At 62.2% G+C, this 24,333-nt stretch carries 25 protein-coding genes; 14 read left to right on the top strand and 11 right to left on the bottom strand.

The annotated features are described in order from the left end of the window. Positions 1-12 precede the first annotated feature (12 nt). Positions 13-984, bottom strand: a complete 972-nt coding sequence (gene tauA, locus ACI2KG_RS06930; RefSeq protein WP_404661342.1) for a taurine ABC transporter substrate-binding protein — start codon at positions 982-984, stop codon at positions 13-15. A gap of 666 nt (positions 985-1,650) precedes the next feature. On the opposite strand from tauA, the gene ACI2KG_RS06935 reads away from it, so the two are divergent. The 8 genes from ACI2KG_RS06935 to ACI2KG_RS06970 all read left to right on the top strand — a co-directional run bounded on the left by ACI2KG_RS06935 (position 1,651) and on the right by ACI2KG_RS06970 (position 8,826). Further along, on the top strand, positions 1,651-2,982 hold the full coding sequence (locus ACI2KG_RS06935) for an OprD family porin (protein WP_404661343.1): 1,332 nt from the start codon (positions 1,651-1,653) through the stop codon (positions 2,980-2,982). A 168-nt stretch (positions 2,983-3,150) separates the two neighbouring features. Then, positions 3,151-3,789 carry a peroxiredoxin gene (locus tag ACI2KG_RS06940; protein ID WP_400616663.1) on the top strand — a complete coding sequence of 213 codons (639 nt, stop codon included), beginning with the start codon at positions 3,151-3,153 and terminating at the stop codon, positions 3,787-3,789. A gap of 309 nt (positions 3,790-4,098) precedes the next feature. Next, on the top strand, positions 4,099-4,692 hold the full coding sequence (gene ssuE, locus ACI2KG_RS06945) for an NADPH-dependent FMN reductase (protein WP_404661344.1): 594 nt from the start codon (positions 4,099-4,101) through the stop codon (positions 4,690-4,692). An 82-nt stretch (positions 4,693-4,774) separates the two neighbouring features. Further along, positions 4,775-5,740: a sulfonate ABC transporter substrate-binding protein gene (locus ACI2KG_RS06950; RefSeq protein WP_404661345.1), complete on the top strand. Its 966-nt coding sequence runs from the start codon at positions 4,775-4,777 to the stop codon at positions 5,738-5,740. Between the two features lie 60 nt (positions 5,741-5,800). Continuing rightward, complete coding sequence (gene ssuD, locus ACI2KG_RS06955) at positions 5,801-6,949, top strand: FMNH2-dependent alkanesulfonate monooxygenase (RefSeq protein WP_400616671.1); 1,149 nt, start codon at positions 5,801-5,803, stop codon at positions 6,947-6,949. Positions 6,950-6,959: 10 nt separating this feature from the next. Further along, positions 6,960-7,757, top strand: a complete 798-nt coding sequence (gene ssuC, locus ACI2KG_RS06960; RefSeq protein ID WP_054913222.1) for an aliphatic sulfonate ABC transporter permease SsuC — start codon at positions 6,960-6,962, stop codon at positions 7,755-7,757. Further along, positions 7,754-8,566: an aliphatic sulfonates ABC transporter ATP-binding protein gene (gene ssuB / locus ACI2KG_RS06965; RefSeq protein WP_400616677.1), complete on the top strand. Its 813-nt coding sequence runs from the start codon at positions 7,754-7,756 to the stop codon at positions 8,564-8,566. The genes ssuC and ssuB overlap by 4 nt, the downstream gene beginning before the upstream one ends. A gap of 44 nt (positions 8,567-8,610) precedes the next feature. Next, positions 8,611-8,826 (top strand): molybdopterin-binding protein, encoded by a 216-nt coding sequence (locus ACI2KG_RS06970; RefSeq protein ID WP_003255829.1) that lies wholly within the window; start codon positions 8,611-8,613, stop codon positions 8,824-8,826. Between the two features lie 128 nt (positions 8,827-8,954). Here ACI2KG_RS06970 and ACI2KG_RS06975 read toward each other — a convergent pair whose 3' ends face one another. The 4 genes from ACI2KG_RS06975 to ACI2KG_RS06990 form a co-directional block, all read right to left on the bottom strand. Further along, on the bottom strand, positions 8,955-9,581 hold the full coding sequence (locus tag ACI2KG_RS06975) for a TetR/AcrR family transcriptional regulator (RefSeq protein WP_404661346.1): 627 nt from the start codon (positions 9,579-9,581) through the stop codon (positions 8,955-8,957). Next, positions 9,581-11,173 carry a glutamate--cysteine ligase gene (gene gshA / locus ACI2KG_RS06980; protein WP_404661347.1) on the bottom strand — a complete coding sequence of 531 codons (1,593 nt, stop codon included), beginning with the start codon at positions 11,171-11,173 and terminating at the stop codon, positions 9,581-9,583. The genes ACI2KG_RS06975 and gshA overlap by 1 nt, the downstream gene beginning before the upstream one ends. A gap of 272 nt (positions 11,174-11,445) precedes the next feature. Beyond that, positions 11,446-11,829, bottom strand: a complete 384-nt coding sequence (locus ACI2KG_RS06985; RefSeq protein ID WP_050580765.1) for a PaaI family thioesterase — start codon at positions 11,827-11,829, stop codon at positions 11,446-11,448. Then, positions 11,829-14,153, bottom strand: a complete 2,325-nt coding sequence (locus tag ACI2KG_RS06990) for a Tex family protein (RefSeq protein ID WP_404661348.1) — start codon at positions 14,151-14,153, stop codon at positions 11,829-11,831. Before ACI2KG_RS06990 ends, ACI2KG_RS06985 begins: the two co-directional genes overlap by 1 nt. Positions 14,154-14,370: 217 nt before the next feature. Between ACI2KG_RS06990 and ompR the strand changes: the two genes are divergently transcribed. Together ompR and ACI2KG_RS07000 are read left to right on the top strand one after the other, a co-directional pair. Next, positions 14,371-15,111: a two-component system response regulator OmpR gene (gene ompR, locus ACI2KG_RS06995; protein ID WP_404661349.1), complete on the top strand. Its 741-nt coding sequence runs from the start codon at positions 14,371-14,373 to the stop codon at positions 15,109-15,111. A 13-nt stretch (positions 15,112-15,124) separates the two neighbouring features. Further along, a complete protein-coding gene (locus ACI2KG_RS07000) occupies positions 15,125-16,438 on the top strand; it encodes an ATP-binding protein (RefSeq protein WP_404661350.1) in 1,314 nt (437 codons plus the stop codon). A gap of 115 nt (positions 16,439-16,553) precedes the next feature. On the opposite strand, the gene rimK is transcribed toward ACI2KG_RS07000, so the two are convergent. Further along, positions 16,554-17,459 carry a 30S ribosomal protein S6--L-glutamate ligase gene (gene rimK, locus ACI2KG_RS07005; RefSeq protein WP_012316721.1) on the bottom strand — a complete coding sequence of 302 codons (906 nt, stop codon included), beginning with the start codon at positions 17,457-17,459 and terminating at the stop codon, positions 16,554-16,556. Then, positions 17,456-17,938 (bottom strand): ATP-dependent zinc protease, encoded by a 483-nt coding sequence (locus ACI2KG_RS07010; protein WP_400616697.1) that lies wholly within the window; start codon positions 17,936-17,938, stop codon positions 17,456-17,458. The genes rimK and ACI2KG_RS07010 overlap by 4 nt, the downstream gene beginning before the upstream one ends. A gap of 109 nt (positions 17,939-18,047) precedes the next feature. Between ACI2KG_RS07010 and ACI2KG_RS07015 the strand changes: the two genes are divergently transcribed. Beyond that, the gene (locus ACI2KG_RS07015; protein ID WP_054913217.1) at positions 18,048-18,449 is read left to right on the top strand and encodes an RNA-binding S4 domain-containing protein; all 402 of its coding nucleotides are present in this window, start codon (positions 18,048-18,050) and stop codon (positions 18,447-18,449) included. 285 nt (positions 18,450-18,734) lie between these two features. Here the strand turns inward: ACI2KG_RS07015 and ACI2KG_RS07020 are convergent, their stop codons facing one another. Further along, positions 18,735-19,529, bottom strand: coding sequence for a phosphatase PAP2 family protein (locus ACI2KG_RS07020; RefSeq protein ID WP_404661351.1), 795 nt, complete (start codon positions 19,527-19,529; stop codon positions 18,735-18,737). A 118-nt stretch (positions 19,530-19,647) separates the two neighbouring features. Here ACI2KG_RS07020 and hslO point away from each other — a divergent pair, with 118 nt between their 5' ends. Beyond that, positions 19,648-20,547, top strand: coding sequence for an Hsp33 family molecular chaperone HslO (gene hslO, locus ACI2KG_RS07025; RefSeq protein WP_404661352.1), 900 nt, complete (start codon positions 19,648-19,650; stop codon positions 20,545-20,547). Between the two features lie 179 nt (positions 20,548-20,726). Then, positions 20,727-22,268, top strand: coding sequence for a phosphoenolpyruvate carboxykinase (locus ACI2KG_RS07030; protein WP_400616706.1), 1,542 nt, complete (start codon positions 20,727-20,729; stop codon positions 22,266-22,268). 57 nt (positions 22,269-22,325) lie between these two features. On the opposite strand, the gene ACI2KG_RS07035 is transcribed toward ACI2KG_RS07030, so the two are convergent. Further along, on the bottom strand, positions 22,326-22,598 hold the full coding sequence (locus ACI2KG_RS07035) for a type II toxin-antitoxin system RelE/ParE family toxin (RefSeq protein ID WP_404661353.1): 273 nt from the start codon (positions 22,596-22,598) through the stop codon (positions 22,326-22,328). Next, a complete protein-coding gene (locus ACI2KG_RS07040; protein WP_404661354.1) occupies positions 22,598-23,041 on the bottom strand; it encodes a hypothetical protein in 444 nt (147 codons plus the stop codon). Before ACI2KG_RS07040 ends, ACI2KG_RS07035 begins: the two co-directional genes overlap by 1 nt. Before the next feature lie 125 nt (positions 23,042-23,166). Between ACI2KG_RS07040 and ACI2KG_RS07045 the strand changes: the two genes are divergently transcribed. Next, positions 23,167-23,607 (top strand): acyl-CoA thioesterase, encoded by a 441-nt coding sequence (locus ACI2KG_RS07045; RefSeq protein ID WP_404661355.1) that lies wholly within the window; start codon positions 23,167-23,169, stop codon positions 23,605-23,607. Between the two features lie 55 nt (positions 23,608-23,662). Here the strand turns inward: ACI2KG_RS07045 and ACI2KG_RS07050 are convergent, their stop codons facing one another. Beyond that, entirely contained in the window at positions 23,663-24,145 is a 483-nt protein-coding gene (locus ACI2KG_RS07050) for a glycine zipper domain-containing protein (RefSeq protein WP_400616715.1), read from the bottom strand. Positions 24,146-24,333 lie beyond the last annotated feature (188 nt).

A 24,333-nucleotide genomic window follows, 5' to 3' on the forward strand; every position in this document is an offset into this window, starting at 1 on the left:
CTCCGGATCAGTTTAGTTTGGAAGGAACTTGGCGCTGACGTACGGCGAGTAATCCGGCAGTACGGCGTCAACCTTGCCTTGCTGCTTGAGGAAGGTTGCCGTGTCGGTCAGGGCCTGGGTGGTCGGGGCGCCCAAGGCGTCGGCCTGGTCGGCGGCCAGTGGGTAGACGTTGCCCTCCAGCAGCACCGGGATGTCGCTGGCCTTGGCGCCGGACAGCTTCACCAGTTTTTCAACGTTGCCCTTGTCGGCAAGCCAGGCTTTCGGGTCTTTGCGGTAGTCGGCGTAGGCATCGAGGGTGACCTTGGCGAAAGCCTTGACCACGTCGGGGTGCTTCTCGGCGAAGTCCTTGCGCACAATCCAGGCATCGAAAGTAGGTGCGCCTTTAGCGGCCAGCTCGCCAGAGGTAATCAGCACCTTGCCGTTTTCCTTGGCCACGCCCAGGGCCGGGTCCCAGACGTAGGTGGCGTCGATGTCGCCGCGTTTCCAGGCGGCAATGATGGCTGGCGGTGCAAGGTTGAGGATCTGCACCTTGGACGGGTCGATGTTCCAGCTTTTCAGGGCTGCCAGCAGGCTGTAGTGGCCGGTGGAAACGAACGGTACGGCGACTTTCTTGCCGACCAGATCTTGTGGCGTCTTGATACTGTCGCGCGCGACAAGCGCTTCACCAGCGCCAATTTGCGTGGCGATCAGAAAGGTTTCGACCGGCAACTTGCGGGTGGCGGCGGCGGCCAGCGGGCTGGAACCCAGGTAGCCGATCTGCACGTCGCCGCTGGCCACTGCGGTGATCACATCGGCGCCGTTGTCGAACTTGCGCCAGTCGATGCTGGCCTTGCTGGCTTTTTCGTAGTCGCCATCCACCTGTGCCACCTTGGCCGGGTCGACGGTGGTCTGGTAGGCAACGGTCACGTCGGCCGCCTGGGCCAGCCAGCTGGTACTGGCGAGGGTCAAAGCGGCGAACAGGCGCAGCGGGGCGTGCGGGATCATGGTGAACCTCTCGTCAGGCAAACTGGGTAATGGATGGCGAGAAGGCTAAATGATCTAAGAAATTTAAAATAAATAACTTTTTTGCATTAGCTTAGGAGGCAAAGGCCTTAGGCCTGATATCGCCATGATGCGGGCCCCTGTAGGAGCGGCCTTGTGTCGCGATGGGGGGCGAAGCGGCCCCGGGATCTCAGCTACCCCACAGAAATTGCTGGGGGCGCTTCGCGCCCCATCGCGACACAAGGCAGCTCCTACAAAGAACCGCGCGGGGCCGTAACCTGCATTCATGAGGCCATAACCTGGATCAATGGCGAAATCAGAACCGCCTGCTAGGCTTTTCGTCCCTATATAACGATACGGAATTAGGTTATGAGCAAACGTTTGCAAATAACCAATTGTTATGAATGATGGGATTGCTACAACGAATGGCAGTAAAGGTTCCTACCATATTCCGTAAAAATCTTAGAAATTCATAAAACGGTCATTTTGGATTTATAGGATTGTCATTATCCTGTAGCGCAGGTGACGTCTTAGACCAAAGTCGCGAAACGTTTAGAAACGATTGACTTAAGGGTCACGCTTTGGGACTAAATCGTCCATCCACGGTGAGCGGGGCATAAGACCCTTCCGCCAGAGATACACAAGAATTAGAACGTAGAGGAGCAAAACATGTACAAGTCCAGCCTGGCTCTGGCCGTGGCACTGGGGGTTATCGCCCAATCTGCAGGCGCTGCCGGTTTCGTTGAAGACAGCAAACTGTCGCTCAGCTCGCGCACCATGTATTTCAACAACGACAACCGTGACGGCGGTGCCGACAACCGTGAGTCGGGTCAGGGCTTCAAGCTCGACTACATCTCCGGCTTCACCGAAGGCACCGTTGGCTTTGGTGTCGATGCCCAGGCCTTGTGGGGTATCCACCTGGATGGTGGCCGTGGCAAGCACCCGGACAACAGCAGCTTTTTCCCGAGCGATACTGACGGTTCGGCTGTAAGCCAGTGGGCTCGTGTTGGCGCCAACGCCAAGGCCCGCTTCTCCAAGACCGAAGTTCACTACGGTAGCGCCCTGGCGCCGAACCTGCCGATCCTGGTCTCCAACGACGGCCGTCTGCTGCCACAAACCTTCGAGGGTGGCACCATCCAGTCGAAGGAAATCGACAACCTGACCATCAACGCCGGTCAGCTGACCCACGCCATGGGCCGTGCATCGAGCAACCGTACCGGTCTGTCGATTGCCGGTGCCAGCCAGGACAGCAACAAGTTCCGCTACGGTGGCCTGGACTACAAGCTCACTCCAGACCTGACCCTGCAGTACTACTACTCGAACCTGGAAGATTTCTACAAGCAGCACTTCCTGGGCGCGACCCACGTGTTCAAGATTGCTGACGACCAGTCGTTCAAGACCGACCTGCGCTACTTCGACAGCAGCAGCGACGGCAAGAACGGTGACGGCGGCGGTTACAACTTCAACAACAACGGTGGCTACGCCAAGAACCTCGGAGAGGTCGACAACAAGACCTGGTCCGCGATCTTCACCTACACCCTGGGTGGCCACTCGTTCCTGCTCGGCCATCAGCGCGTCAATGACGACGGTGGCTTCGTCTGGCTGAACCAAGGCAGCGTTGTTGATGGCAACGGCCGCAACGAAGGCGCCGGCGGTTCCAGCTTCTACCTGTTCACCGACAGCATGATCAACCAGTTCGCCAAGGCCGGTGAAAACACCACCTTCGGTCAGTATGCCTATGACTTCGCGCGTCTGGGCGTGCCAGGCCTGAAGGCCTCGGTTTCCTACCTGAAAGGTGAAGACGGCAAGAACGCCAACGGTAACGGCACCTTCAGCGAATGGGAACGCGACGCTCGCGTCGACTACGTCATCCAGGAAGGCACCTTCAAGGGGCTGGGCGCCAGCCTGCGTCACGGCGTATACCGTGGCACCGGCACCAGCTCGCTGGCTGACCAGGATCAGACCCGTCTGATCTTCAACTACACTTACAACTTCCTGTAAGCCGTAGCTGACTCAAGAAGCCTCGCCTAGTGCGAGGCTTTTTTGTGCCTGCTATTTGGTATGTCTTATGGTTATAAATAAATCGATATTTATTCTTTTTGTTTTTAATCGAATGCAGGCACATTGAACCCACACGGTGTACAGAACCCAGCACAGGAGCCGCAGCCCATGAGCCTCAAACTCGGCGATATCGCCCCCGATTTCGAACAGGATTCCAGCGAAGGCAAGATCCGCTTCCACGAGTGGCTGGGCAACAGCTGGGGGGTGTTGTTCTCCCACCCGGCGGACTTCACCCCGGTGTGCACCACCGAGCTGGGCCTGACCGCCAAGCTGAAGGACGATTTCGCCAAGCGCGGGGTCAAGGCCATCGCCCTGTCGGTGGACCCGGTCGACTCGCACCACAAGTGGATCGATGACATCAACGAGACCCAGAACACCGTGGTCAACTTCCCGATCATCGCCGACGCCGACCGCAAGGTGTCCGACCTGTACGACCTGATCCACCCGAATGCCAGCGACACCCTGACCGTGCGCTCGCTGTTCGTCATCGACCCGAACAAGAAGGTGCGCCTGACCATCACCTATCCAGCCAGTACCGGGCGCAACTTCAACGAGATCCTGCGGGTGATCGACTCGCTGCAGCTGACCGATAACCACAAAGTCGCCACGCCAGGTAACTGGCAGGACGGCGACGACGTGGTGATCGTGCCTTCGCTGAAGGACGAGGAAGAAATCAAGCAGCGCTTCCCCAAAGGATATCGGGCGGTCAAACCCTACCTGCGCCTGACCCCGCAGCCAAATCGTTAAAGGATTCCTCGTTGCATTGCTCTTAGCCAAGCAGGGTTTTTCGGGCCGTTTCGACGGCCCTTTTTTATGCCTGCAGTTTCTGCTTGAGGCCTGGGGCTGCTGCGCAGCCCATCGCGACACAAGGCCGCTCCTACAAGGGATCGCGATTCCCTGTAGGAGCGGCCTTGTGTCGCGATGGGCCGCAAAGCGGCCCCAAGATCGCAAATCATTCAAATAACAATAAAGAATAAACAAATGAAAAAATATGATTTCTAGATATATGCGCCGGCTGTTAATGTCACTCCCAACAGAACACAAGGAAGCGCTGCAATGCTGGTCGTATCAATCGGTGGTAGCCCAAGTCCACGTTCACGCTCCGGCGTGCTGCTGGAGCGTTCGCGCCAGTGGCTGCAGCACCGCGGCGTCGAAGTGGTGACGTTCCAGGTGCGTGACTTCCCCGCCGAAGACCTGCTGCACGCCCGTTTCGACAGCCCGCAGGTGCAGCACTTCCAGCAACTGGTGGCCCAGGCCGATGGCCTGATCGTCGCCACGCCGGTGTACAAGGCATCGTTTGCCGGGGCTCTGAAAACCCTGCTCGACCTGCTGCCCGAGCGCGCCCTGGCACACAAGATCGTGTTGCCGATCGCCACTGGCGGCAGCATCGCCCACATGCTGGCGGTGGATTACGCACTCAAGCCCGTGCTGTCGGCACTCAAGGCGCAAGAGACCCTGCAAGGGATCTTCGCCGACGACAGCCAGGTGGCTTACGCAGAAGGCAGCAAGCCCGCGCAGCTGATCGCAGCGCTGGAAGAACGCCTGCACGACTCGCTGGAAACCTTCCACGCTGCCCTGGCCCGTCGGCCTCGCCCCGTGGCCCCCGGCGTACTGAACGAACGGCTGATCAGCGCTCGCTGGAGCATCTGACCGGCCGAACCCGCTTCACCACCTTACTCGCCCGTCAACGAGGCAAGCAGGTGCAACCCGAACCCTTTCGCAGGAGAGCGCCATGCGCACAGTCTTCTTGCGTCGCGGTCTGGTCGCCCTGTTTGCGGCGGCTGTGTCCTTCGGCGCCATTACCCAAGCCCAGGCCGAGAGCCTGCGTATCGGTTATCAAAAATACGGCACCCTGGTGCTGCTCAAGGCCAAGGGCACGCTGGAAAAGCGCCTGGCCGAGCAGGGCGTGCAGGTGCAGTGGACCGAGTTCCCCGGCGGCCCGCAGCTGCTTGAAGGGTTGAACGTCGGCTCGATCGATTTTGGCGTGACCGGCGAGACGCCACCGGTGTTCGCCCAGGCCGCTGGCGCCGACCTGCTGTACGTGGCCTACGAGCCGCCGGCCCCGCACAGCGAGGCGATCCTGGTGCCCAAGGGCTCGCCAATTCAGTCGGTGCAAGAACTCAAGGGCAAGAAGGTCGCCCTCAACAAAGGCTCCAACGTTCACTACCTGCTGGTGCGTGCACTGGAAGATGCCGGTCTGAAATACAGCGATATCCAGCCGGTTTACCTGCCGCCGTCCGATGCCCGTGCCGCCTTCGAGCGCGGCAGCGTGGACGCCTGGGTGATCTGGGACCCGTACCAGGCTGCCGCCGAGCAGCAGTTGCAGGCGCGCACTTTGCGTGACGGCAAGGGCCTGGTCGACAACCATCAATTCTATCTGGCTACCCGTAACTACGCGACGCAGCACCCAAAGGTCATCAATACCCTGATCGAAGAAGTGCGCGCCGTAGGCGAGTGGTCCCAGGCCAACCCGCAGGAGGTGACCGACCAGGTCGCACCGCTGCTCGGCCTGCCTGCCGACATCACCCTGACCTCGGTCAAGCGCCAGGGCTACGGCGCTGCGCCGCTGACCCCGGAGGTGGTGGCCGCGCAGCAGAAGATCGCCGACACGTTCCAGGCGCTGAAGCTGATACCCAAGCCGTTGGGCATCAAGGACGTGATCTGGACACCCCCGGCCAAGGTCGCCAGCGCGCCTTGATTGATTTGCCTGTGCCGGGGCGCCGCTCCGGCTTGAGCCACCCTTGAGGAGACAACTCCAATGAGCCTTAACATTTTCTGGTTCCTCCCTACCCACGGTGACGGCAAGTACCTGGGCACTTCCGACGGCGCACGTGCGGTCGATCACGGTTACCTGCAGCAGATCGCGCAGGCCGCCGACCGTCTGGGCTTTGGTGGGGTACTGATCCCTACCGGCCGTTCCTGCGAGGACTCCTGGCTGGTGGCCGCGTCGCTGATCCCTGTGACTCAGCACCTGAAATTCCTGGTTGCACTGCGCCCAGGCATCATTTCGCCGACGGTGGCCGCACGCCAGGCGGCGACCCTGGACCGCCTGTCCAATGGGCGTGCGCTGTTCAACCTGGTAACCGGTGGTGATCCGGACGAGCTGGCCGGTGACGGCCTGCACCTGAACCACCAGGAGCGCTACGAAGCGTCGGTCGAGTTCACCCGTATCTGGCGCAAGGTGCTGGAAGGCGAAAACGTCGATTACGACGGCAAGCACATCCAGGTGAAGGGCGCCAAGCTGCTCTACCCGCCGATTCAGCAACCACGTCCGCCGCTGTATTTCGGCGGTTCGTCCGAGGCCGCTCAGGACCTGGCCGCCGAACAGGTCGAGCTGTACCTGACCTGGGGCGAGCCGCCGTCAGCCGTTGCCGAGAAGATTGCCCAGGTGCGCGAAAAAGCGGCTGCTCAAGGCCGTGAAGTACGCTTCGGCATCCGCCTGCATGTGATCGTGCGGGAAACCAATGAAGAAGCCTGGGCCGCCGCCGACCGCCTCATCTCGCACCTGGACGATGACACCATCGCCCGTGCTCAGGCTTCGCTTGCGCGTTTCGACTCGGTGGGCCAGCAGCGCATGGCTGCCCTGCACGGCGGCAACCGCGAAAACCTGGAGGTCAGCCCCAACCTGTGGGCAGGCGTTGGCCTGGTACGTGGCGGCGCCGGCACCGCACTGGTGGGCGATGGCCCGACTGTCGCTGCGCGGGTAAAGGAGTATGCCGACCTGGGGATCGATACCTTCATCTTCTCGGGTTATCCACACCTGGAAGAGTCGTACCGCGTTGCCGAGCTGCTGTTCCCGCACCTTGATGTTCAGCGCCCGGAGCAACCGAAAACCGGTGGCTATGTGAGCCCGTTCGGCGAGATGGTGGCCAACGACATTCTGCCCAAGTCTGTGTCGCAGAGCTGAGGGCCGGGCCATGAGTCGTGCAACTTCCAACAACCTTGCCCAGCGCCTGGCGCCGTGGGCGCTGCCGGTGCTGCTGCTGGCCGCCTGGCAGCTGGCGGTAAGCGCTGGCTGGCTGTCGACGCGCATCTTGCCGGCACCAAGCGCCGTGGTCAGCGCCGGCGTCGAGCTGGTGCGCAGCGGCGACATCTGGACCCACCTGGCCATCAGCGGCTGGCGTGCCGGGCTGGGCTTCGTCATCGGTGGCAGCATCGGCCTGGTGCTGGGCTTCATCACTGGCCTGTCGAACTGGGGCGAACGCCTGCTCGACAGCTCGGTGCAGATGATCCGCAACGTGCCGCACCTGGCGCTGATCCCGCTGGTGATCCTGTGGTTTGGTATCGATGAGTCGGCGAAGATCTTCCTGGTCGCGCTGGGCACGTTGTTCCCGATCTACCTGAACACCTACCACGGCATTCGCAACGTCGACCCGGCGCTGGTGGAAATGGCCCGCAGCTATGGCTTGTCCGGCTTCAGCCTGTTCCGCCAGGTGATCCTGCCGGGGGCGCTGCCGTCGATCCTGGTGGGCGTGCGCTTTGCCCTGGGCTTCATGTGGCTGACGCTGATCGTTGCCGAAACCATCTCGGCCAACGCCGGTATCGGTTACCTGGCCATGAACGCCCGCGAATTCCTGCAGACCGACGTGGTGGTGTTGGCCATCGTCCTGTACGCCGTACTCGGCAAGCTGGCCGACCTCGCTGCCCGCGGCCTGGAGCGTGTGTGGTTGCGCTGGCACCCAGCCTATCAAGTGGCGAAGAAGGAGGGCGCATGACCGTGCTCAAGGAACAGCCGCCACGCCTGCTGCGTGGCATCCCGCTGGCCTCCAACGGCTTGCGCAAGGCCTTTGGCCAGCGCGAAGTATTGAAGGGTATCGACCTGCACATTCCGGCCGGCCAGTTCGTGGCCATTGTCGGCCGCAGCGGCTGCGGCAAGAGCACCTTGCTGCGTTTGCTGGCCGGGCTCGACCAGCCCACTGCCGGGCAGTTGCTGGCCGGTGCCGCGCCGCTGGACGAAGCGCGCGAAGAAACTCGCCTGATGTTCCAGGACGCACGCCTGCTGCCGTGGAAAAAGGTGATCGACAACGTGGGGCTGGGGCTGTCTGGCGACTGGCGCTCGCGAGCGCTGGATGCCCTGGAGGCGGTTGGCCTGGCCGACCGCGCCAATGAGTGGCCGGCAGCGCTGTCGGGTGGTCAGAAGCAGCGTGTGGCGCTGGCCCGGGCGCTGATCCACCAACCGCGCTTGCTGTTGCTGGACGAGCCGCTGGGCGCGCTGGATGCCCTGACCCGTATCGAGATGCAGCAACTGATCGAACGCCTGTGGCGTCAGCACGGCTTCACCGTGCTGCTGGTTACCCACGATGTCAGCGAGGCGGTTGCCGTGGCTGACCGGGTGATCCTGATCGAAGACGGCGAGGTCGGGCTCGACCTCACTGTCGACCTCGCACGGCCTCGGGCGCGTGGTTCGCACCGCCTGGCTGCGCTGGAAAGCGAAGTGCTCAACCGTGTTCTGTCGGCCCCGGGCACTGCGCCCGAGCCGGACCCTGTAGCCCCTCTGCCCACGCAGCTGCGTTGGGCACACTGATTCACTCAATTACCAGACTGAAGCCATAGAGAAGGAAGCAAATCATGACTATCAAAGCCATCAACGTTCGCAACCAGTTCAAAGGCACCGTGAAAGAAATCCTCGAAGGGCCGGTACTGTCGGAAATCGACGTGCAGACGGCGTCGGGCATCGTCACTTCGGTGATCACCACCCGCTCCGTGCGTGAGCTGGAACTGCAGGTGGGCAGTGAGGTGATTGCCTTTGTGAAGTCGACGGAAGTGTCTATCGCCAAGCTGTGATGAAAGTGGCCCTTGGGGCTGCGTTGCAGCCCAATCGCCGGCAAGCCAGCTCCCACAAGTACTGCACAGGTTTCAGGCCTTGTGCTTTACCTGTGGGAGCTGGCTTGCCGGCGATGAGGCCATTGAATTTAACGCTTGGCCAGAAACGGCGGCAGATACAGTCCTAAATACGCCTCGAACACCCGCTTGCCTTCCTCGGCCATGCGCGGGGTGATCGCCTCATGCAACTGCACCGACCGCGCATACACCCGATCGCTCAGCTCCATGGCCAGGGCAAACACATCCACATCCAGCGGCATCACCGGCAGATGAAAATGCTGCTCGAACAACTTGTGCATCAAGTCGCCCAGCTCCATGTCGTGCTGCCGGTCGGCCTGCACCACTTCACTCAGCCCATGCTGGGCCAGAATCAGCTGCCGCGCTGCCGCATCTTCGTTGTAGATATCCAGCATGCGCTGCTCGATCAGCCGTGACAGCTCATGCCAGGTGGTGAACGCGTGGCTGTCGATCGGCGCGCTCAGCGCTTCACGAAAGGCGCGGTGGACATCGGCGGTCAATGCCTCGAGCAACGCCGGAACGCTGGCAAAGAAGTGGTACACCGACGACGGTGGAATCTGCGCACGCTCGGCCACGCTGTAGACCGACAACCCCGCCACCCCCAGCTCGGCCAGCAGCTCGCGGGCAGCCGCCAGAATCGCCTCGATCCGGGCCTGGCTGCTGGCGCGCGGCTTGCGCGGGGTGGCGGTGCGGTTCATCAGTTGCTGATCGCCAGGATGCTCGCCTGGTAGGCACCGACGAACAGGTCGAAGTCACCGACTTCTTCCTGCTCCAGCTCGGCCTGTTTGGCCAGCGACTCACGGGCCAGCGTTTCGTACGCCTGTTGCTGTTCCTGGCTCAACGGCTGCTCGCGGAAGGTCTCGGCGTGGATGCGGCTCTGGCGCAGCGAGAACTGCACGAAGCTTTCGTCATGCTCGGTCATGCGTGCCAGTACCTGGGCCGAAGGCGTCAGCGCGGCGTCGTCGACCTTGGCCTGCTGGGCATCCAGGGCCTTGGCGTGCTCATCAAAGCCTTGGGCCTGGTCGAGCAGGTCAGCCAACTGGCGGATACGCGCGATCAGCTCGCTGGCCCACTGCTTCAGGCCAATCGGTTGGCCGTTGCGGTGCAGCTCAAGGTCTGGGCGACGGCCTTCCTTGACCACGGTCAGGAAGTTGCTGGTGCACTGGCCACACTCGCTGTTGTCCAGCTGCGGGCTGTCTTCCAAGGCGCAGAACAGCAGGAATGCGTCGAGGAAGCGTGCCTCGGTGAGGTCGATGCCCACCGGCAGGAACGGGTTGATGTCCAGGCAGCGCACTTCCACGTACTGCACGCCACGCGAGGTCAGGGCCTGGATCGGCCGTTCGCCGGTGTAGGTGACGCGCTTGGGGCGGATGTTCGAGTAGTATTCGTTTTCGATCTGCAGGATGTTGGTGTTCAGCTGTACCCACTCGCCGTCGACGTGCGTGCCGACTTCAACGTAAGGCGCGTAGGGCGTGCCGACGGCCTTGCGCAAGCTGTCGGTGTAGCTGGCCAGGTTGTTGTAGCACGGCGTCAGGCCGGCTTGGGCGTTGCTCTGGTAGCCCAGGTCGCTCATGCGCAGGCTGGTGGCGTAGGGCAGGAACAGGGTTTCGGCATCCAGCTCTTCAAGCTGGTGCGGGCGGCCACGCAGGAAGCCTTTGTCCAGTGTCGGCGAGGCACCGAACAGGTACATCAGCAGCCAGCTGTAGCGGCGGAAGTTACGAATCAGCGCGATGTAGGCCGACGACTGGTAGTCGCGGTCGTCTTGCGTGTTGCCTTCGGCTTCGCGCAGCAAAGGCCACAGGGCTTCGGGCAGCGAGAAGTTGTAATGGATACCGGCAATGCACTGCATGGTGCGGCCGTAACGCAGGGCAAGGCCCTTGCGGTAGACGTGCTTGAGCTTGCCGATGTTCGAGCTGCCGTACTCGGCAATCGGGATGTCCTCCTCGGCCGGCAGCGTGCACGGCATCGACGGGCTCCACAGGTATTCGTCGCCCAGCTTGCTGTAGACGAAGCGGTGAGTCTGTTCGAGGCTTTCGAGCACCTTGGCCGGGTCGGCCAGCGCTGGGGTGATGAATTCCAGCAGCGACTCGGAATAGTCAGTGGTGATCTGCTCGTTGGTCAGCGCCGATCCCAGTGCTTCCGGATGCGGGGTCTGGGCCAGGCGACCTTCGTCGGTCACGCGCAGGCATTCGCGCTCAATACCGTGCAGGCACTGCTTGAGCAAGGGGAGATTAGCGCCGAGCAGGCTCAGGCGGCGGTTGAGGAGGTCGCTCAAGATGTATTCCTTCACGCGTCAGTCGCCCCAATATGGGGGTAGCAAAGACGGTCTACAAGGGTAGTTGGAAAAGGAACTGGCGTTGTCGCCTGGTTTACGCGGTTCCGGCATTGCGCAGCGCCGACTTCGGGGGCCGCTGCGCGCCCCATCGCCGGCAAGCCGGGCTCCCACAGCAACACCACACTATTCAGGCGTGTGGATTACCTGTGGGAGCCCGGCTTGCCGGCGATGGGCTGCGCAGCGGCCCCCGGCTTTTGCCAAAAATACCGCAGATAGTGCTTGGTGAGCTAGAGAACCGCGAAGGTTCCTTGCGCTTTGGCCACCAGTTTGTCGCCCTGGACTACGTCCGCGTCGACCACCAGGGTGCGCCGCCCGGCGTGCAGCACGCGGGCGGTGCACAGTACTTCGCCGTCACTGACGGCGCGCATGTAGTTGATCTTGCATTCGATGGTGACGCTTTGCTGGTCAAAGCCATGGCTAGCCGAGCAGGCCAAACCCATGGCGATGTCCACCAGGCTGAAAATCGCCCCGCCGTGCAGCTTCTGGCCACGGTTGCGCAGCTGGGGCTCAAGCGCCAGGGCTACCTCGGCAACACCTGTGTCCAAGCGTTGCAGGCGGCAGCCCAGCAGTTGGCTGAAGGCGCTTTCGACGTACTCGCGTGGTACGTCCATCACTTCTTCTTCAACTGCTTGGCATTGGCGAACAGCGAGGCCATGGCGTTGTTGGCTGGTGCGGCCGTGGCCGTTTCACGCTGGCGCGGTGCCTGTTGCTGGCGGTTGCCGCCATTGCCACGGTTACCGCCGCGGTTGCCTTCGACCTTTTCACCCGGGGTGTCGCTCATGCGCATGGACAGGCCGACACGCTTGCGCGGGATGTCCACTTCCATGACCTTGACCTTGACCACGTCGCCGGCCTTGACCGCTTCACGCGGGTCCTTGATGAATTTCTCGGACAATGCCGAGATGTGCACCAGGCCGTCCTGGTGTACGCCAATGTCGACGAAGGCACCGAAGTTGGTGACGTTGGTTACCACGCCTTCGAGGATCATGCCTGGCTCCAGGTCCTTGAGGTCTTCGACACCGTCCTGGAAGGTGGCAGTCTTGAACTCGGGGCGTGGGTCGCGGCCGGGCTTGTCCAGTTCCTGCAGGATGTCGGTCACGGTCGGCAGGCCGAAGGTTTCGTCGGTGAATTTCTTCGGGTCGAGGCGCTTGAGGAAGCTGCTGTCACCGATCAGCGAACGGATGTCGCGGTCGGTGCCGGCGGCAATGCGCTGTACCAGCGGGTAGGCCTCGGGGTGAACGGCCGAGGCGTCCAGCGGGTTGTCACCGTTCATCACGCGCAGGAAGCCGGCGGCCTGTTCGAAGGTTTTTTCCCCCAGGCGGCTGACTTTTTTCAGCGCCGCGCGGGTGGCGAACGGGCCGTTGGCATCGCGGTGGGCGACGATGTTCTGGGCCAGGGTGGCGTTAAGGCCGGAGATGCGCGTCAGCAGCGCCACCGAAGCGGTGTTCACGTCCACGCCGACGGCGTTCACGCAGTCCTCGACCACGGCGTCCAGGCCGCGCGCCAGTTTCAGCTGCGACACGTCGTGCTGGTACTGGCCGACCCCGATGGATTTCGGGTCGATTTTCACCAGCTCGGCCAGCGGGTCTTGCAGGCGGCGGGCAATCGACACGGCGCCACGGATCGACACGTCGAGGTCCGGGAACTCGCGGGCGGCCAGCTCCGATGCCGAGTACACCGAAGCGCCGGCTTCGGAAACCATGATCTTGGTAATCTTCAGCGCTGGATACTTTTTGACCAGCTCGGCCACCAGCTTGTCGCTTTCGCGGCTGGCGGTGCCGTTGCCGATGGCGATCAGCTCCACCGAGTGCTTGGCGCACAGGGCGGCCATGATCGAGATGGTACGGTCCCAGTCGTTCTTCGGCGCATGCGGGTAGACCGTGGTGTAATCCAGCAGTTTGCCGGTGGCGTCGACCACGGCGATCTTGCAGCCGGTGCGCAGGCCCGGATCGAAGCCCAGGGTGGCGCGCGGGCCGGCCGGCGCGGCCAGCAGCAGGTCGTGCAGATTGTGGGCAAACACGTTGATTGCCTCGCCTTCGGCATTGTCACGCAGCTCGCCGAACAGGTCGGTTTCCAGGTGGGTGTAGAGCTTGACCTTCCAGGTCCAGCGCACCACCTCGCCCAGCCATTTGTCGGCCGGGCGGCTACGGTTTTCCACGCCGACGTGGTTGCCGATCATCAGTTCGCACGGGTGCAGGGTGCCAGGCAGTTCTTCGCCGACTTTCAGCGAAGCGCTCAGCACGCCTTCGTTGCGCCCGCGGAAAATCGCCAGGGCGCGGTGCGACGGGGCGTTGCGCAGCAGTTCGTCATGGGCGAAGTAATCGCGGAACTTGGCGCCTTCCTCTTCCTTGCCGGCCACCACGCGGGCACTGAGCACGGCTTCCTGCTTGAGGAAGCTGCGCAGCTTGTCGAGCAGCGCGGCGTCTTCGGCAAAGCGTTCCATGAGGATGTACTTGGCGCCTTCCAGTGCGGCCTTGACATCGGCCACGCCCTTTTCGACGTCGACGAAGCGTGCAGCTTCGCTTTCCGGTGCCAGGTTCGGGTCGTTGAACAGGCCGTCGGCCAGCGCGCCGAGGCCGGCTTCCAGGGCGATCTGGCCCTTGGTGCGGCGCTTCTGCTTGTACGGCAGGTACAGGTCTTCGAGGCGGGTCTTGGTGTCGGCCAGCTTGATCTCGCGTGCCAGCTCCGGGGTCAGCTTGCCCTGTTCGTCGATGCTGGACAGGATGCTGGCCCGGCGCTCGTCGAGTTCGCGCAGGTAGCGCAGGCGCTCTTCCAGATGGCGCAGCTGGGTGTCGTCCAGGCTACCGGTCACTTCCTTGCGGTAACGGGCGATGAAGGGCACGGTCGAGCCTTCGTCCAACAGGCCCACGGCCGCCTCGACCTGCTGGGGGCGTACGCCCAGTTCCTCGGCGATACGGCTGTTGATGCTGTCCATGTAAACCACCTGACATTTGTGAATACGGGGGTCGCCTGTGGGCTTTTCGCCCGGCGGCGCTGGATGAAAGCCGCGCATTATACTCATCGCAAACGGCTTGCGGTGATGGCGCCCGGCCAGCCGGAACTGGCGCCGGGGGAAAAATCTGCTAACAATGCTCACGGCACGCGTTGCAATGGCTACGCCATAATGCGCGGCGATATCAGAGGAGTTATTCATGACCGGCACGCCAAACACCGCTGAAGGTGACAAGATTCTCATCGTCGACGACGACCCAGGGCTGAGCAGCCTGCTGGAACGTTTCTTCACCAGCAAGGGCTACCGTGCCCGCGCGGTGCCCAACACCGAACAGATGGACCGCCTGCTGTCACGCGAGGTGTTCAACCTGGTGGTGCTCGACCTGATGCTGCCGGGCGAAGATGGCCTGTCTGCGTGCAAGCGCCTGCGCCAGCAGAACAACCAGATCCCGATCATCATGCTCACCGCCAAGGGCGACGAGCTCAGCCGCATCAAGGGCCTGGAGCTGGGCGCCGACGATTACCTGGGCAAGCCGTTCAACCCGGACGAGCTGATGGCCCGGGTCAAGGCCGTGCTGCGCCGCCAGGCGCCGAGCGTGCCGGGTGCGCCGGGTAGCGAGGACGAGTCGGTCACCTTCGGCGACTACGAGCTGTCGCTGGCCACCCGTGAACTGAAGCGTGGCGACGAAGTGCACATGCTTACCACCGGTGAGTTCGCCGTGCTCAAGGCGCTGGTGATGCACGCCCGCGAGCCGCTGACCCGCGACAAGCTGATGAACCTGGCCCGTGGCCGCGAATGGGATGCCCTGGAGCGCTCCATCGACGTGCAGATCTCGCGCCTGCGCCGCATGATCGAGCCGGACCCGTCCAAGCCGCGTTACATCCAGACCGTGTGGGGCGTGGGCTACGTGTTCGTGCCGGACGGAAACGCCGGAAAGTGATGCCTGACCGTCGATGAAAACACCGCTCTGGTTTCCGCAAAGTTTCTTCGCCCGCACCTTGTGGCTGGTGTTGATCGTCGTCCTGTTCTCCAAGGCCCTGACCCTGGTCTACCTGTTGATGAACGAGGACGTGCTGGTCGACCGTCAGTACAGCCACGGTGTGGCGCTGACCTTGCGCGCCTATTGGGCTGCCGACGAAGAGAACCGCGACAAGATCGCCGAAGCAGCAGGGCTGATCCGCGTGACCGGCTCGGGCGTGCCCGAAGGCGAGCAGCACTGGCCCTACAGCGAAATCTACCAGCGGCAGATGCAGGCCGAGCTGGGCGAGGACACTGAAGTGCGGCTGCGCATTCATGCGCCTCCGGCGTTGTGGGTCAATGCGCCCAGCCTGGGCCCGGGGTGGTTGAAGGTGCCGTTGTACCCGCACCCGCTGCGTGGGCAGAAAATCTGGAACGTGCTGGGCTGGTTCCTGGCCATTGGCCTGTTGTCTACCGCCTCGGCGTGGATTTTCGTGCGGCAGCTGAACCAGCCACTCAAGCGCCTGGTGTTCGCTGCGCGCCAGCTGGGCCAGGGGCGTAGCGTGCGCCTGCCGATCAGCGACACGCCCAGCGAAATGACCGAGGTGTACAAGGCCTTCAACCAGATGGCCGAGGATGTCGAACAGGCCGGGCGCGAGCGCGAACTGATGCTGGCCGGGGTTTCCCACGACCTGCGCACACCGCTGACACGGCTGCGCTTGTCGTTGTCGTTGCTGAACAGCGACAGTGACCTGAGTGATGACATGGTCCGCGATATCGAGGACATGGACGCGATTCTGGACCAGTTCCTGGCGTTTATCCGCGATGGCCGGGATGAGCCGGTGGAAGAGGTCGACCTGGCGGACCTGGTGCGCGAGGTGGTGGCGCCGTACAACCAGCCGGAAGAACGCGTGCGCCTGTGCCTGGAGCCGATACCGCCATTCCCGCTGCGCCGGGTTTCGCTCAAGCGCATGCTCGGCAACCTGATCGGCAATGCCCTGCACCATGCCGGCAAGGGGGTCGAGGTGGCTGCTTATGTGTCGGGTGACGAGAGTGCGCCGTATGTGGTGTTGAGCGTGCTGGACCGCGGCACCGGGATCGACGAGTCGGAGCTGGTGACCATCTTCAACCCGTTCATTCGTGGCGACCGCGCGCGGGGCGGCAAGGGCACCGGGCTGGGGTTGGCCATCGTCAAGCGGATTGCGGCGCAGCATGGTGGGAATGTGGAACTGCGTAACCGCTCTGGCGGTGGGATCGAGGCGCGGGTGCGGTTGCCGTTGGGGCTGTTGTTGCCGCGTAATGCTGTTTGATTGCTGGGGCCGCTTTGCGGCCCTTTCGCGACACAAGGCCGCTCCTACAGGAGATCGCGTACCCCTGTAGGAGCGGCCTTGTGTCGCGATAGGGCTGCGAAGCAGCCCTAAAATTTCAGCCTTTCCCTTTGGTGCGGGTCTGATTCGGCCCGCCATTCTTCTCCAGGTGCTCGATGATCATCCCGGCCACGTTCTTGCCGGTGGTCACCTCGATACCTTCCAGCCCCGGCGACGAGTTCACCTCCATCACCAGTGGCCCATGGTTGGAACGCAGGATATCCACACCCGCCACGCTCAAGCCCATCACCTTGGCTGCGCGAATCGCGGTAATCCGCTCTTCGGGGGTAATCTTGATCAGGCTGGCGACGCCCCCGCGGTGCAGGTTGGAGCGAAACTCGCCGGGCTTGGCCTGACGCTTCATCGAAGCAATGACCTTGTCGCCCACCACGAAACAGCGAATGTCGGCACCGCCGGCCTCCTTGATGTACTCCTGCACCATGATGTTCTGCTTGAGGCCCATGAACGCCTCGATCACCGATTCGGCCGCCTGGGTGGTTTCGCACAGCACCACGCCGATGCCCTGGGTGCCTTCCAGCACCTTGATGACCAGTGGGGCGCCGTTGACCATCTGGATGAGGTCGGGGATGTCATCTGGCGAGTGGGCGAAGCCGGTGATCGGCAGGCCGATGCCGCGGCGCGACAACAGCTGCAACGACCGCAGCTTGTCGCGCGAGCGGGCGATGGCCACCGACTCGTTGAGCGGGTACACGCCCATCATTTCGAACTGGCGCAGCACCGCGCAGCCGTAGAACGTGACCGAGGCGCCAATGCGCGGGATCACCGCATCGAAGCCTTCCAGCGGTTTGCCGCGGTAATGGATCTGCGGCTTATGGCTGGCAATGTTCATGTAGGCCCGCAGGGTATCGATCACTACCATTTCGTGGCCACGCTGGGTACCGGCTTCGACCAGGCGGCGGGTGGAATACAGACGCGGATTGCGCGACAGCACAGCGATCTTCATGCAGCACCTGTGACAGGAGAGAGAGTGGCCGGAAAGGCCGGTTTGTCTTGTACGTATTTAAGGCCAGGGTTGACCACCAACTGACCGTGTATCAACGCCTTGGAGCCCAGTAGCAGGCGGTAGCGCATGCTCTTGCGGCAGGCGAGGGTAAATTCCACCTCCCACACACGATCGCCCAAGGCCAATGACGTGCGAATGACATAACGGGCCTGGGCGTGACCATTGGAGCTTCTGATGGTCTTTCTGTTCACCAAAGGTGCCTCGCAGCGGCGATGGCGCAGCTGTACCACTGTGCCCAGATGCGCAGTGAAGCGCACCCAGGGCTGGCCATCACGCTCGAACGGTTCCACCTCGGTGGCGTGCAGGCTGGAGGTGCTGGCGCCGGTGTCGATCTTGGCGCGCAACCCGGCAACCCCGAGGTCGGGCAGGGCGACCCACTCGCGCAGGCCGATCACAGTCAAATGGTCAAATGTCTTCACGAAGCGCACCCTGCGAATGAGGTGGTGAACTGTAAGCACGGCGGGGACTTTTTGCATCCGTATGTGAAGGTAGTACAGTTCGATGAAAGACAGAATCCGAGGTAACGGGATGGCACAAAAAGCCGAAGACGACGACAAGGTCCGCCTGGACAAATGGCTGTGGGCGGCGCGCTTCTACAAGACACGGGCGCTGGCCAAGGCGGCGATCGAGAGTGGCAAGGTGCATTGCCGGGGTGAGCGTTGCAAACCGGGCAAGGAGCCGCGGGTGGGTGACGAGTTTGTGCTGCGCACCGGCTTCGATGAACGCACGGTGGTGGTAAAGGCACTGTCGGTGGTGCGGCGTGGTGCGCCCGAGGCGCAGACGCTGTACGAAGAGACTGAAGAGAGTGTGCGGCGCCGGGAGCAGGCCGCCGAAATGCGCAAGGCGGGGGCGATGGGTGTGACTACCGATGGCCGGCCGAACAAGAAGCAGCGGCGGCAGATTCACCAGCTGCATGGGAACTTTGAATAGCCGGGGCCGCTGTGGGAGCGGGCTTGCCCTAATGCCAGTCAGTTAAGACTGCCGGGGCTGCTGTGCAGCCCATCGCCGGCAAGCCAGCTCCCACACCGACCGCATCGGATTCAAGCCATGCGCCATATTGTGGGAGCCTGGCTTGCCGGCGATGGGCCGCAACGCGGCCCCAAATTGCTTAACTGACCGGCATTAGGGCTTGCCCCGCGAAGGGGGGCTACGGTGCACGGCACCGGTTTCGCCGGTGTTCGCGGGACAAGCCCGCTCCCACACAGCCCCAACGATCTAGCGCATCACCGCCAATCGCCCGACCAACGGTAGCTTGGCTACAATCGAGAACAACGGCGCCGTCCAGCGCATCAATGCCTCGCTACCCTTGGCCGCCAACGGCGTGTAGTAGCTCCAGCCCAACGCCAGCACCGCCATCAGCAGCCCGCCGATGTAATCATCCTGCCCCCAGTGGGCGCCTGCCACCAGGCGCGGCAGCATGAACAGCACCGCCAGCCCCCAGATCACCAGAAACTGCACCAGGCGCCGGCTGAACACACTCATGAACAGCGCCCAGACCAGCAGTACCGAGGCGTGATCCCCCGGGAAACTCTTGCTGGAACGGTCCTTCAGCTCCCAGGCCTTTTCCAGGTTCGGGTAGTAGTCACTGAGGTGGACGACGTCGTCGAACATCATCGACGGGCTCTTGTGTTGCCAGCCGGCTGCATCCACCCACTTGGAAAACAGCGCGCGAATCACCACTAAGAGGAGTAGCGTGACCAGAAAGCCGAAAAACGCCTGGCGAACCTGAGCGGCCTTGAACACCCAGTCACCGCAGATGAGCACTGCCAGCAGGATCAAGCCGACCACGATGTCGAACGGGCGCAGGCTGCCGACGGTCCAGATATAGCGCCAGGTGGTGTTGTCGGCCAGCGGCGCATTCAGGCTGTGGAACAGCCACTCGTCGAATGTCAGGCACAAGATCTGGCCAATAGGCCATAACCAGAAACACAGTAGAGCGATGGGTAGCAGCGTACAGGCTGCCAATGGCCCCCAGGACCACCTTGCTTGGAACAGTGGTCGATTGTCCATAAAATACCTCTATTGCAAACAGGAATCGGAGCGCCTTGTGAGCGCTCTGCCACGGGTTATCGATGTTTTTCGATAGTCCTGTAATCATTTTGTCATCATTTTCAGATAGCCAAAACCTATGAGCGATTTGCCTGATACCGATTTCACCCAACGTTTCATCTTCGACGAGCGCGACGTGCGCGGCGAGTGGGTGTCTCTCGATGACAGCTACGCCGCGGTGCTGGCGCGTCATGAGTACCCGCAGCCGGTGCAGGCGCTGCTCGGCGAGCTGATGGCCGCCACCGCCTTGCTGGTGGGTGCGCTGAAGTTCGATGGCCTGCTGATTCTGCAGGCGCGTTCGGCCGGGCCGATCCCGCTGCTGATGGTCGAATGCTCCGGCGACCGCGACATCCGCGGCATGGCCCGTTACGAAGCGGACCAGATTCCGGCCGAAGCCAGCCTGGCGCAGTTGATGCCCGACGGCCACCTGACCCTGACCATCGACCCGGTCAAGGGCCAGCGTTACCAGGGTACCGTCGACCTCGATGGCGCCAACCTGGCTGAGTGCTTCACCAACTACTTCATCCAGTCGCAGCAGCTGAACACGCGCTTCTGGCTCAATGCCGAAGGCGGCAAGGCCCGTGGCCTGCTGCTGCAGCAACTGCCTCGCGATCGCCAGCCCGATGACGAAGAGCGCGAAGACAGCTGGCAGCACGTGGTGGCGCTGGCCAAGACCCTCAAGCCTGAAGAATGGGCCGAAGGCAACGAAACCCTGTTGCACCGCCTGTACCACGAAGATGCCGTGCGCCTGTTCGATATCCAGCCGCTGCGCTTCAACTGCAGCTGCTCGCGCGAGCGTTCCGGTAACGCGCTGGTCAGCCTGGGTGAGCAAGACGCGAAGGCGCTGGTGGAAGAGTGCGGCGGGCAGGTAGAGATCGATTGCCAGTTCTGCAACCAGCGCTATTTCTTCGATGCCAGCGATGTGGCGCAACTGTTTGCCGGTGGCGGCACTGACGTAGCCTCAGAAACTCGCCACTGAAACGTTAAAGCTCAGGATAATCTCCTGTCGAATTGCGCAAAAGCGCAGTTCTGACAGGAGGGGCCTACTTTTTTTGGGCTTTTCTGGCATAATCCGGCCACTTTTTTCGCTGTAGTAGTTTTTTCAAGACAACTACAAAACGTTTGGAGCACTCGGCCTCGGGCCGGATGGGGTATCTCATGACGCAAGCCAACAACACCGTGTACACCGACCTGAGCGTCGATGAGCTGGTAAAAGAAGCGCTGCAACGCGGTGAAGGTGTACTAGCCGATACCGGCGCACTGGTCGTGGAGACCGGTCACCGTACTGGCCGTTCGCCGGCTGACCGTTTCATCGTCGAAGAACCTTCCACCCAGGACGCCATTTCCTGGGGCCCGATCAACCGCAAGTTCCCGGCCGACAAGTTCGATGCCCTGTGGGCTCGCGTCGAGGCGTTCAACAACGCCCAGGATCACTTCGTTTCCTACGTTCACGTAGGGGCGGCCGCCGAGCACTACCTGCCGGTGAAAATGACCACCCAGACTGCCTGGCAGAACCTGTTCGGTCGTTGCCTGTTCATCAACCCAGAGCAGTTCAACCCGGCTGGCCGCGACCAGTGGCAGATCCTCAACGTTGCCAACTTCGTCTGCGAACCTGAGCGTGACGGCACCAACTCCGACGGTTGCGTGATCATCAACTTCGCCCAGAAGAAGGTGCTGATCGCTGGCATGCGCTACGCCGGCGAAATGAAGAAAGCCATGTTCTCGGTGCAGAACTTCCTGCTGCCGGCTGCCGACGTACTGCCAATGCACTGCGCGGCCAACATCGGCGAAGAAGGCGATGTGACCCTGTTCTTCGGCCTGTCCGGCACCGGCAAGACCACCCTGTCGGCCGATGAAAGCCGTTACCTGATCGGTGACGACGAGCACGGTTGGGGTGAAGGCGTTGTCTTCAACATGGAAGGCGGCTGCTACGCCAAGTGCATCGACCTGTCCGAGAAGAACGAGCCGGTCATCTGGAAAGCCATCAAGCACGGCGCGGTACTGGAAAACGTCGTTCTCGACGGCAACCAGCACGCCGATTACACCGATGTCAGCCTGACCCAGAATAGCCGTGCGGCCTACCCGCTGGAGCACGTTGCCAAGCGTTCCGAAGCGAACCTGGGCGGCGAGCCTAACGCAGTGATCTTCCTCACCTGCGACCTGACCGGTGTTCTGCCTCCGGTGTCGATCCTGAACAACGAGCAGGCGGCCTACCACTTCCTGTCCGGCTACACCGCGCTGGTCGGTTCCACCGAAATGGGTTCGGGCGGCGGCATCAAGTCGACCTTCTCCACCTGCTTCGGCGCACCGTTCTTCCCGCGCCCGGCTGGCGAGTACGCCGAGCTGCTGATCAAGCGTATCAACGGCTTCAACTCCAAGGTTTACCTGGTCAACACCGGCTGGACTGGCGGTGGCTACGGCGTTGGCAAGCGCTTCAGCATCCCGACCACCCGTGCGGTGATCGCTGCGATCCAGAGCGGCGCGCTGGTCGGTGCCGAAACCGAGCACCTGGACATCATCAACCTGGACGTGCCGAAGGCTGTGCCAGGCGTTGAAACCGAGCTGCTCAACCCGCGCACCAACTGGGCTGACAAAGCGGCCTACGACGAGGCCGCCCAAGGCCTGGCCAAGCTCTTCATCGAAAACTTCAAGAAGTTCGAAGTTTCCGACGCTATCAAGGCCGCTGGCCCGCAGTTGTAAGCTGCAACCAGCCGCAACGAGAAAGCCGCCCCCAAGGGCGGCTTTCTCGTTCCTGGCTCAAGGCCATTGCTGTCGGGCGTTGAGGACACGAATGATTTCAACGCTTTCCCCCGCAACACGATAGACCATCACGTAATTGGGCCTGACCACGATTTCCCGTGTTCCGGGGTATCTACCTGCTTTGTAGAGCACCGGATTCTGTGCTGCGCGTCTGGCTTTGTCCCTGAAGGACTCGTCCAACTGTTTTGCTGCTTCAGGGTTGTCCTGAGCGATATGGTCCATGATTCGCATGCGGTCTTCGAGTGCCATCTGGCGCCAAACCAGGCGCATTAGCGGGTCTTGGCCGCCAGAGCGGACCGGCGAGCAGCAAACAGTCGTTCGGCCTCCTCATCGTCCATCACCGGGGTAGTGTCTTCCAGGCTGGTCTTTACCTGCTCGTGGAACCAAGCCTCGTAGGCAGCGGCTTCATGAGCGCGTTTTAACGCTTGGGTGCGGTCAGGCCGTTGATAGGTACTCGTTTGCTCAGGGTCGTAAGTGGTTGCGTCTATCTCGAAATGGTCGATCCCCAGTTCAAGCAGGTAAGCCACCAAGGTCTCGAGTTTCTTGAAAAGCCTGACATTACCGCTGCGCTGGGCAGTGAGTACATGCTCCTGCTGGTTGATGTCGACCTGAACCGCCCAACCTCCTGGCTGGCCGACGATATGCGTGGCGTTGATGCGCCCTGAATCCGCCATACGGCTCAGGTTGGCATGGTCGAGATGATGGGTTGGCATGGGTGTTTTTCTCGGAGTCATCGGGACTGATCATGCTATGCAATCTATAGTTGATTGCGACTATAGGCCTTCCGAACTTGATGTGGGAAGCTTCCTTTTCGATTGCAACCAACTGTGGATAACTCATGACTGAATCCCCTCAGCGCACTGCCTTCTCCCACTTCCACCCGATCCTCACCCGCCCGCAGGACAACGACCTGAATGGCCATATCGCCGGGGCCACCGTGCATGGCTTCTTCGAAACCGCGATACAGGCGTTCCTCGTTGAGCAGGCCGAGCTGGACTTGCGTGACGGCGCGCTGGCGGCTTTCGTGGTCAGTTCGGCGGCAGACTTCTACGCATTGCCGGGCTTCCCGGACGTGCTGGAGGTTGGGCTGGGGGTAACGCGCCTGGCGGGCAGTACGGTGGAGTATCGCCTGGCGCTGTATCGCCCTGGGGAGCCGGAGGCATGTGCGGCGGGCACGGTGGTGCAAGTGTTCATTGAACGCGCCAGCGGGCGGCCTGTGGTGTTGCCAGAGGCGCTGCAGGTGATTCTTTCCGGCCTGGTGCTGGGGCAACAGGCATAAAAAAACCCCGCCGGTAGGGGCGGGGCTTTTGTTGCCGGGGCAGGGCCCTCAGGCGTTAGTCGCGCCAGTGGCGCTTGTGCTTGCGGTGGCCATAGTGGTGACCACGGTCGTAGTGGCGACGGTCGTCGTCGTAGCCGCGACGGTAACGACGGTCGTCATGGCGCTCGTCATCGTCGGCCTTGTTGCCCATGTAGTTACCCAGTGCGCCACCGGCACCGCCGCCAGCGGCTGCGCCAATGTAGCTACCTGTGGTGCCGCCGACCGAGCGACCGACCACGTTACCGCCCGCAGCGCCCAGCGCGCCGCCGATTGCGGCTTCCCCGCGCTGGCGCTTGTCGGCGCCCAGGGCACCGCCTGCCGCGCCGCCCAGGCCAGCACCAATGGCGCCGCCGGTGCTACCGCCGATGGAGTTGCCCACCACGGAGCCCAGTACCCCACCCAATGCGCCGCCAATGCCGGCCTCGGTGGTGCCGCCTGCCATGGCAACGCCGCTGAGCAAGCTGAAAGACAACAACAGAATCGAGGAGTACTTCTTCATCAAGAGAGCCTCATAGGGATGACGAGGCGAATTTGAGGCTAAGCGAGGTGGCTGGCAACGGAAATCCGACGAGTAACACGAGTTGTACACAATTCTCTAAGTTACTGTATTTGCTGTGAAACTTTATCGTAGTTCGGCTGTCTGAGATCTTTATGACAAAGCCCTGAACCGTTGCGGTACAGGGCTTT

Source organism: Pseudomonas sp. NPDC089407, from assembly GCF_044900445.1.
Classification (GTDB): Bacteria; Pseudomonadota; Gammaproteobacteria; order Pseudomonadales; family Pseudomonadaceae; genus Aquipseudomonas.

Excerpts from the sequence above, each read along its gene's own strand:
- tauA (WP_404661342.1), bottom strand. The coding sequence starts at position 984 with ATGATCCCGCACGCCCCGCTGCGCCTGTTCGCCGCTTTGACCCTCGCC.
- ACI2KG_RS06935 (WP_404661343.1), top strand. The coding sequence starts at position 1,651 with ATGTACAAGTCCAGCCTGGCTCTGGCCGTGGCACTGGGGGTTATCGCC.
- ACI2KG_RS06940 (WP_400616663.1), top strand. The coding sequence starts at position 3,151 with ATGAGCCTCAAACTCGGCGATATCGCCCCCGATTTCGAACAGGATTCC.
- ssuE (WP_404661344.1), top strand. The coding sequence starts at position 4,099 with ATGCTGGTCGTATCAATCGGTGGTAGCCCAAGTCCACGTTCACGCTCC.
- ACI2KG_RS06950 (WP_404661345.1), top strand. The coding sequence starts at position 4,775 with ATGCGCACAGTCTTCTTGCGTCGCGGTCTGGTCGCCCTGTTTGCGGCG.
- ssuD (WP_400616671.1), top strand. The coding sequence starts at position 5,801 with ATGAGCCTTAACATTTTCTGGTTCCTCCCTACCCACGGTGACGGCAAG.
- ssuC (WP_054913222.1), top strand. The coding sequence starts at position 6,960 with ATGAGTCGTGCAACTTCCAACAACCTTGCCCAGCGCCTGGCGCCGTGG.
- ssuB (WP_400616677.1), top strand. The coding sequence starts at position 7,754 with ATGACCGTGCTCAAGGAACAGCCGCCACGCCTGCTGCGTGGCATCCCG.
- ACI2KG_RS06970 (WP_003255829.1), top strand. The coding sequence starts at position 8,611 with ATGACTATCAAAGCCATCAACGTTCGCAACCAGTTCAAAGGCACCGTG.
- ACI2KG_RS06975 (WP_404661346.1), bottom strand. The coding sequence starts at position 9,581 with ATGAACCGCACCGCCACCCCGCGCAAGCCGCGCGCCAGCAGCCAGGCC.
- ACI2KG_RS06985 (WP_050580765.1), bottom strand. The coding sequence starts at position 11,829 with ATGGACGTACCACGCGAGTACGTCGAAAGCGCCTTCAGCCAACTGCTG.
- ACI2KG_RS06990 (WP_404661348.1), bottom strand. The coding sequence starts at position 14,153 with ATGGACAGCATCAACAGCCGTATCGCCGAGGAACTGGGCGTACGCCCC.
- ompR (WP_404661349.1), top strand. The coding sequence starts at position 14,371 with ATGACCGGCACGCCAAACACCGCTGAAGGTGACAAGATTCTCATCGTC.
- ACI2KG_RS07000 (WP_404661350.1), top strand. The coding sequence starts at position 15,125 with ATGAAAACACCGCTCTGGTTTCCGCAAAGTTTCTTCGCCCGCACCTTG.
- rimK (WP_012316721.1), bottom strand. The coding sequence starts at position 17,459 with ATGAAGATCGCTGTGCTGTCGCGCAATCCGCGTCTGTATTCCACCCGC.
- ACI2KG_RS07015 (WP_054913217.1), top strand. The coding sequence starts at position 18,048 with ATGGCACAAAAAGCCGAAGACGACGACAAGGTCCGCCTGGACAAATGG.
- ACI2KG_RS07020 (WP_404661351.1), bottom strand. The coding sequence starts at position 19,529 with ATGGACAATCGACCACTGTTCCAAGCAAGGTGGTCCTGGGGGCCATTG.
- hslO (WP_404661352.1), top strand. The coding sequence starts at position 19,648 with ATGAGCGATTTGCCTGATACCGATTTCACCCAACGTTTCATCTTCGAC.
- ACI2KG_RS07030 (WP_400616706.1), top strand. The coding sequence starts at position 20,727 with ATGACGCAAGCCAACAACACCGTGTACACCGACCTGAGCGTCGATGAG.
- ACI2KG_RS07035 (WP_404661353.1), bottom strand. The coding sequence starts at position 22,598 with ATGCGCCTGGTTTGGCGCCAGATGGCACTCGAAGACCGCATGCGAATC.
- ACI2KG_RS07040 (WP_404661354.1), bottom strand. The coding sequence starts at position 23,041 with ATGCCAACCCATCATCTCGACCATGCCAACCTGAGCCGTATGGCGGAT.
- ACI2KG_RS07045 (WP_404661355.1), top strand. The coding sequence starts at position 23,167 with ATGACTGAATCCCCTCAGCGCACTGCCTTCTCCCACTTCCACCCGATC.
- ACI2KG_RS07050 (WP_400616715.1), bottom strand. The coding sequence starts at position 24,145 with ATGAAGAAGTACTCCTCGATTCTGTTGTTGTCTTTCAGCTTGCTCAGC.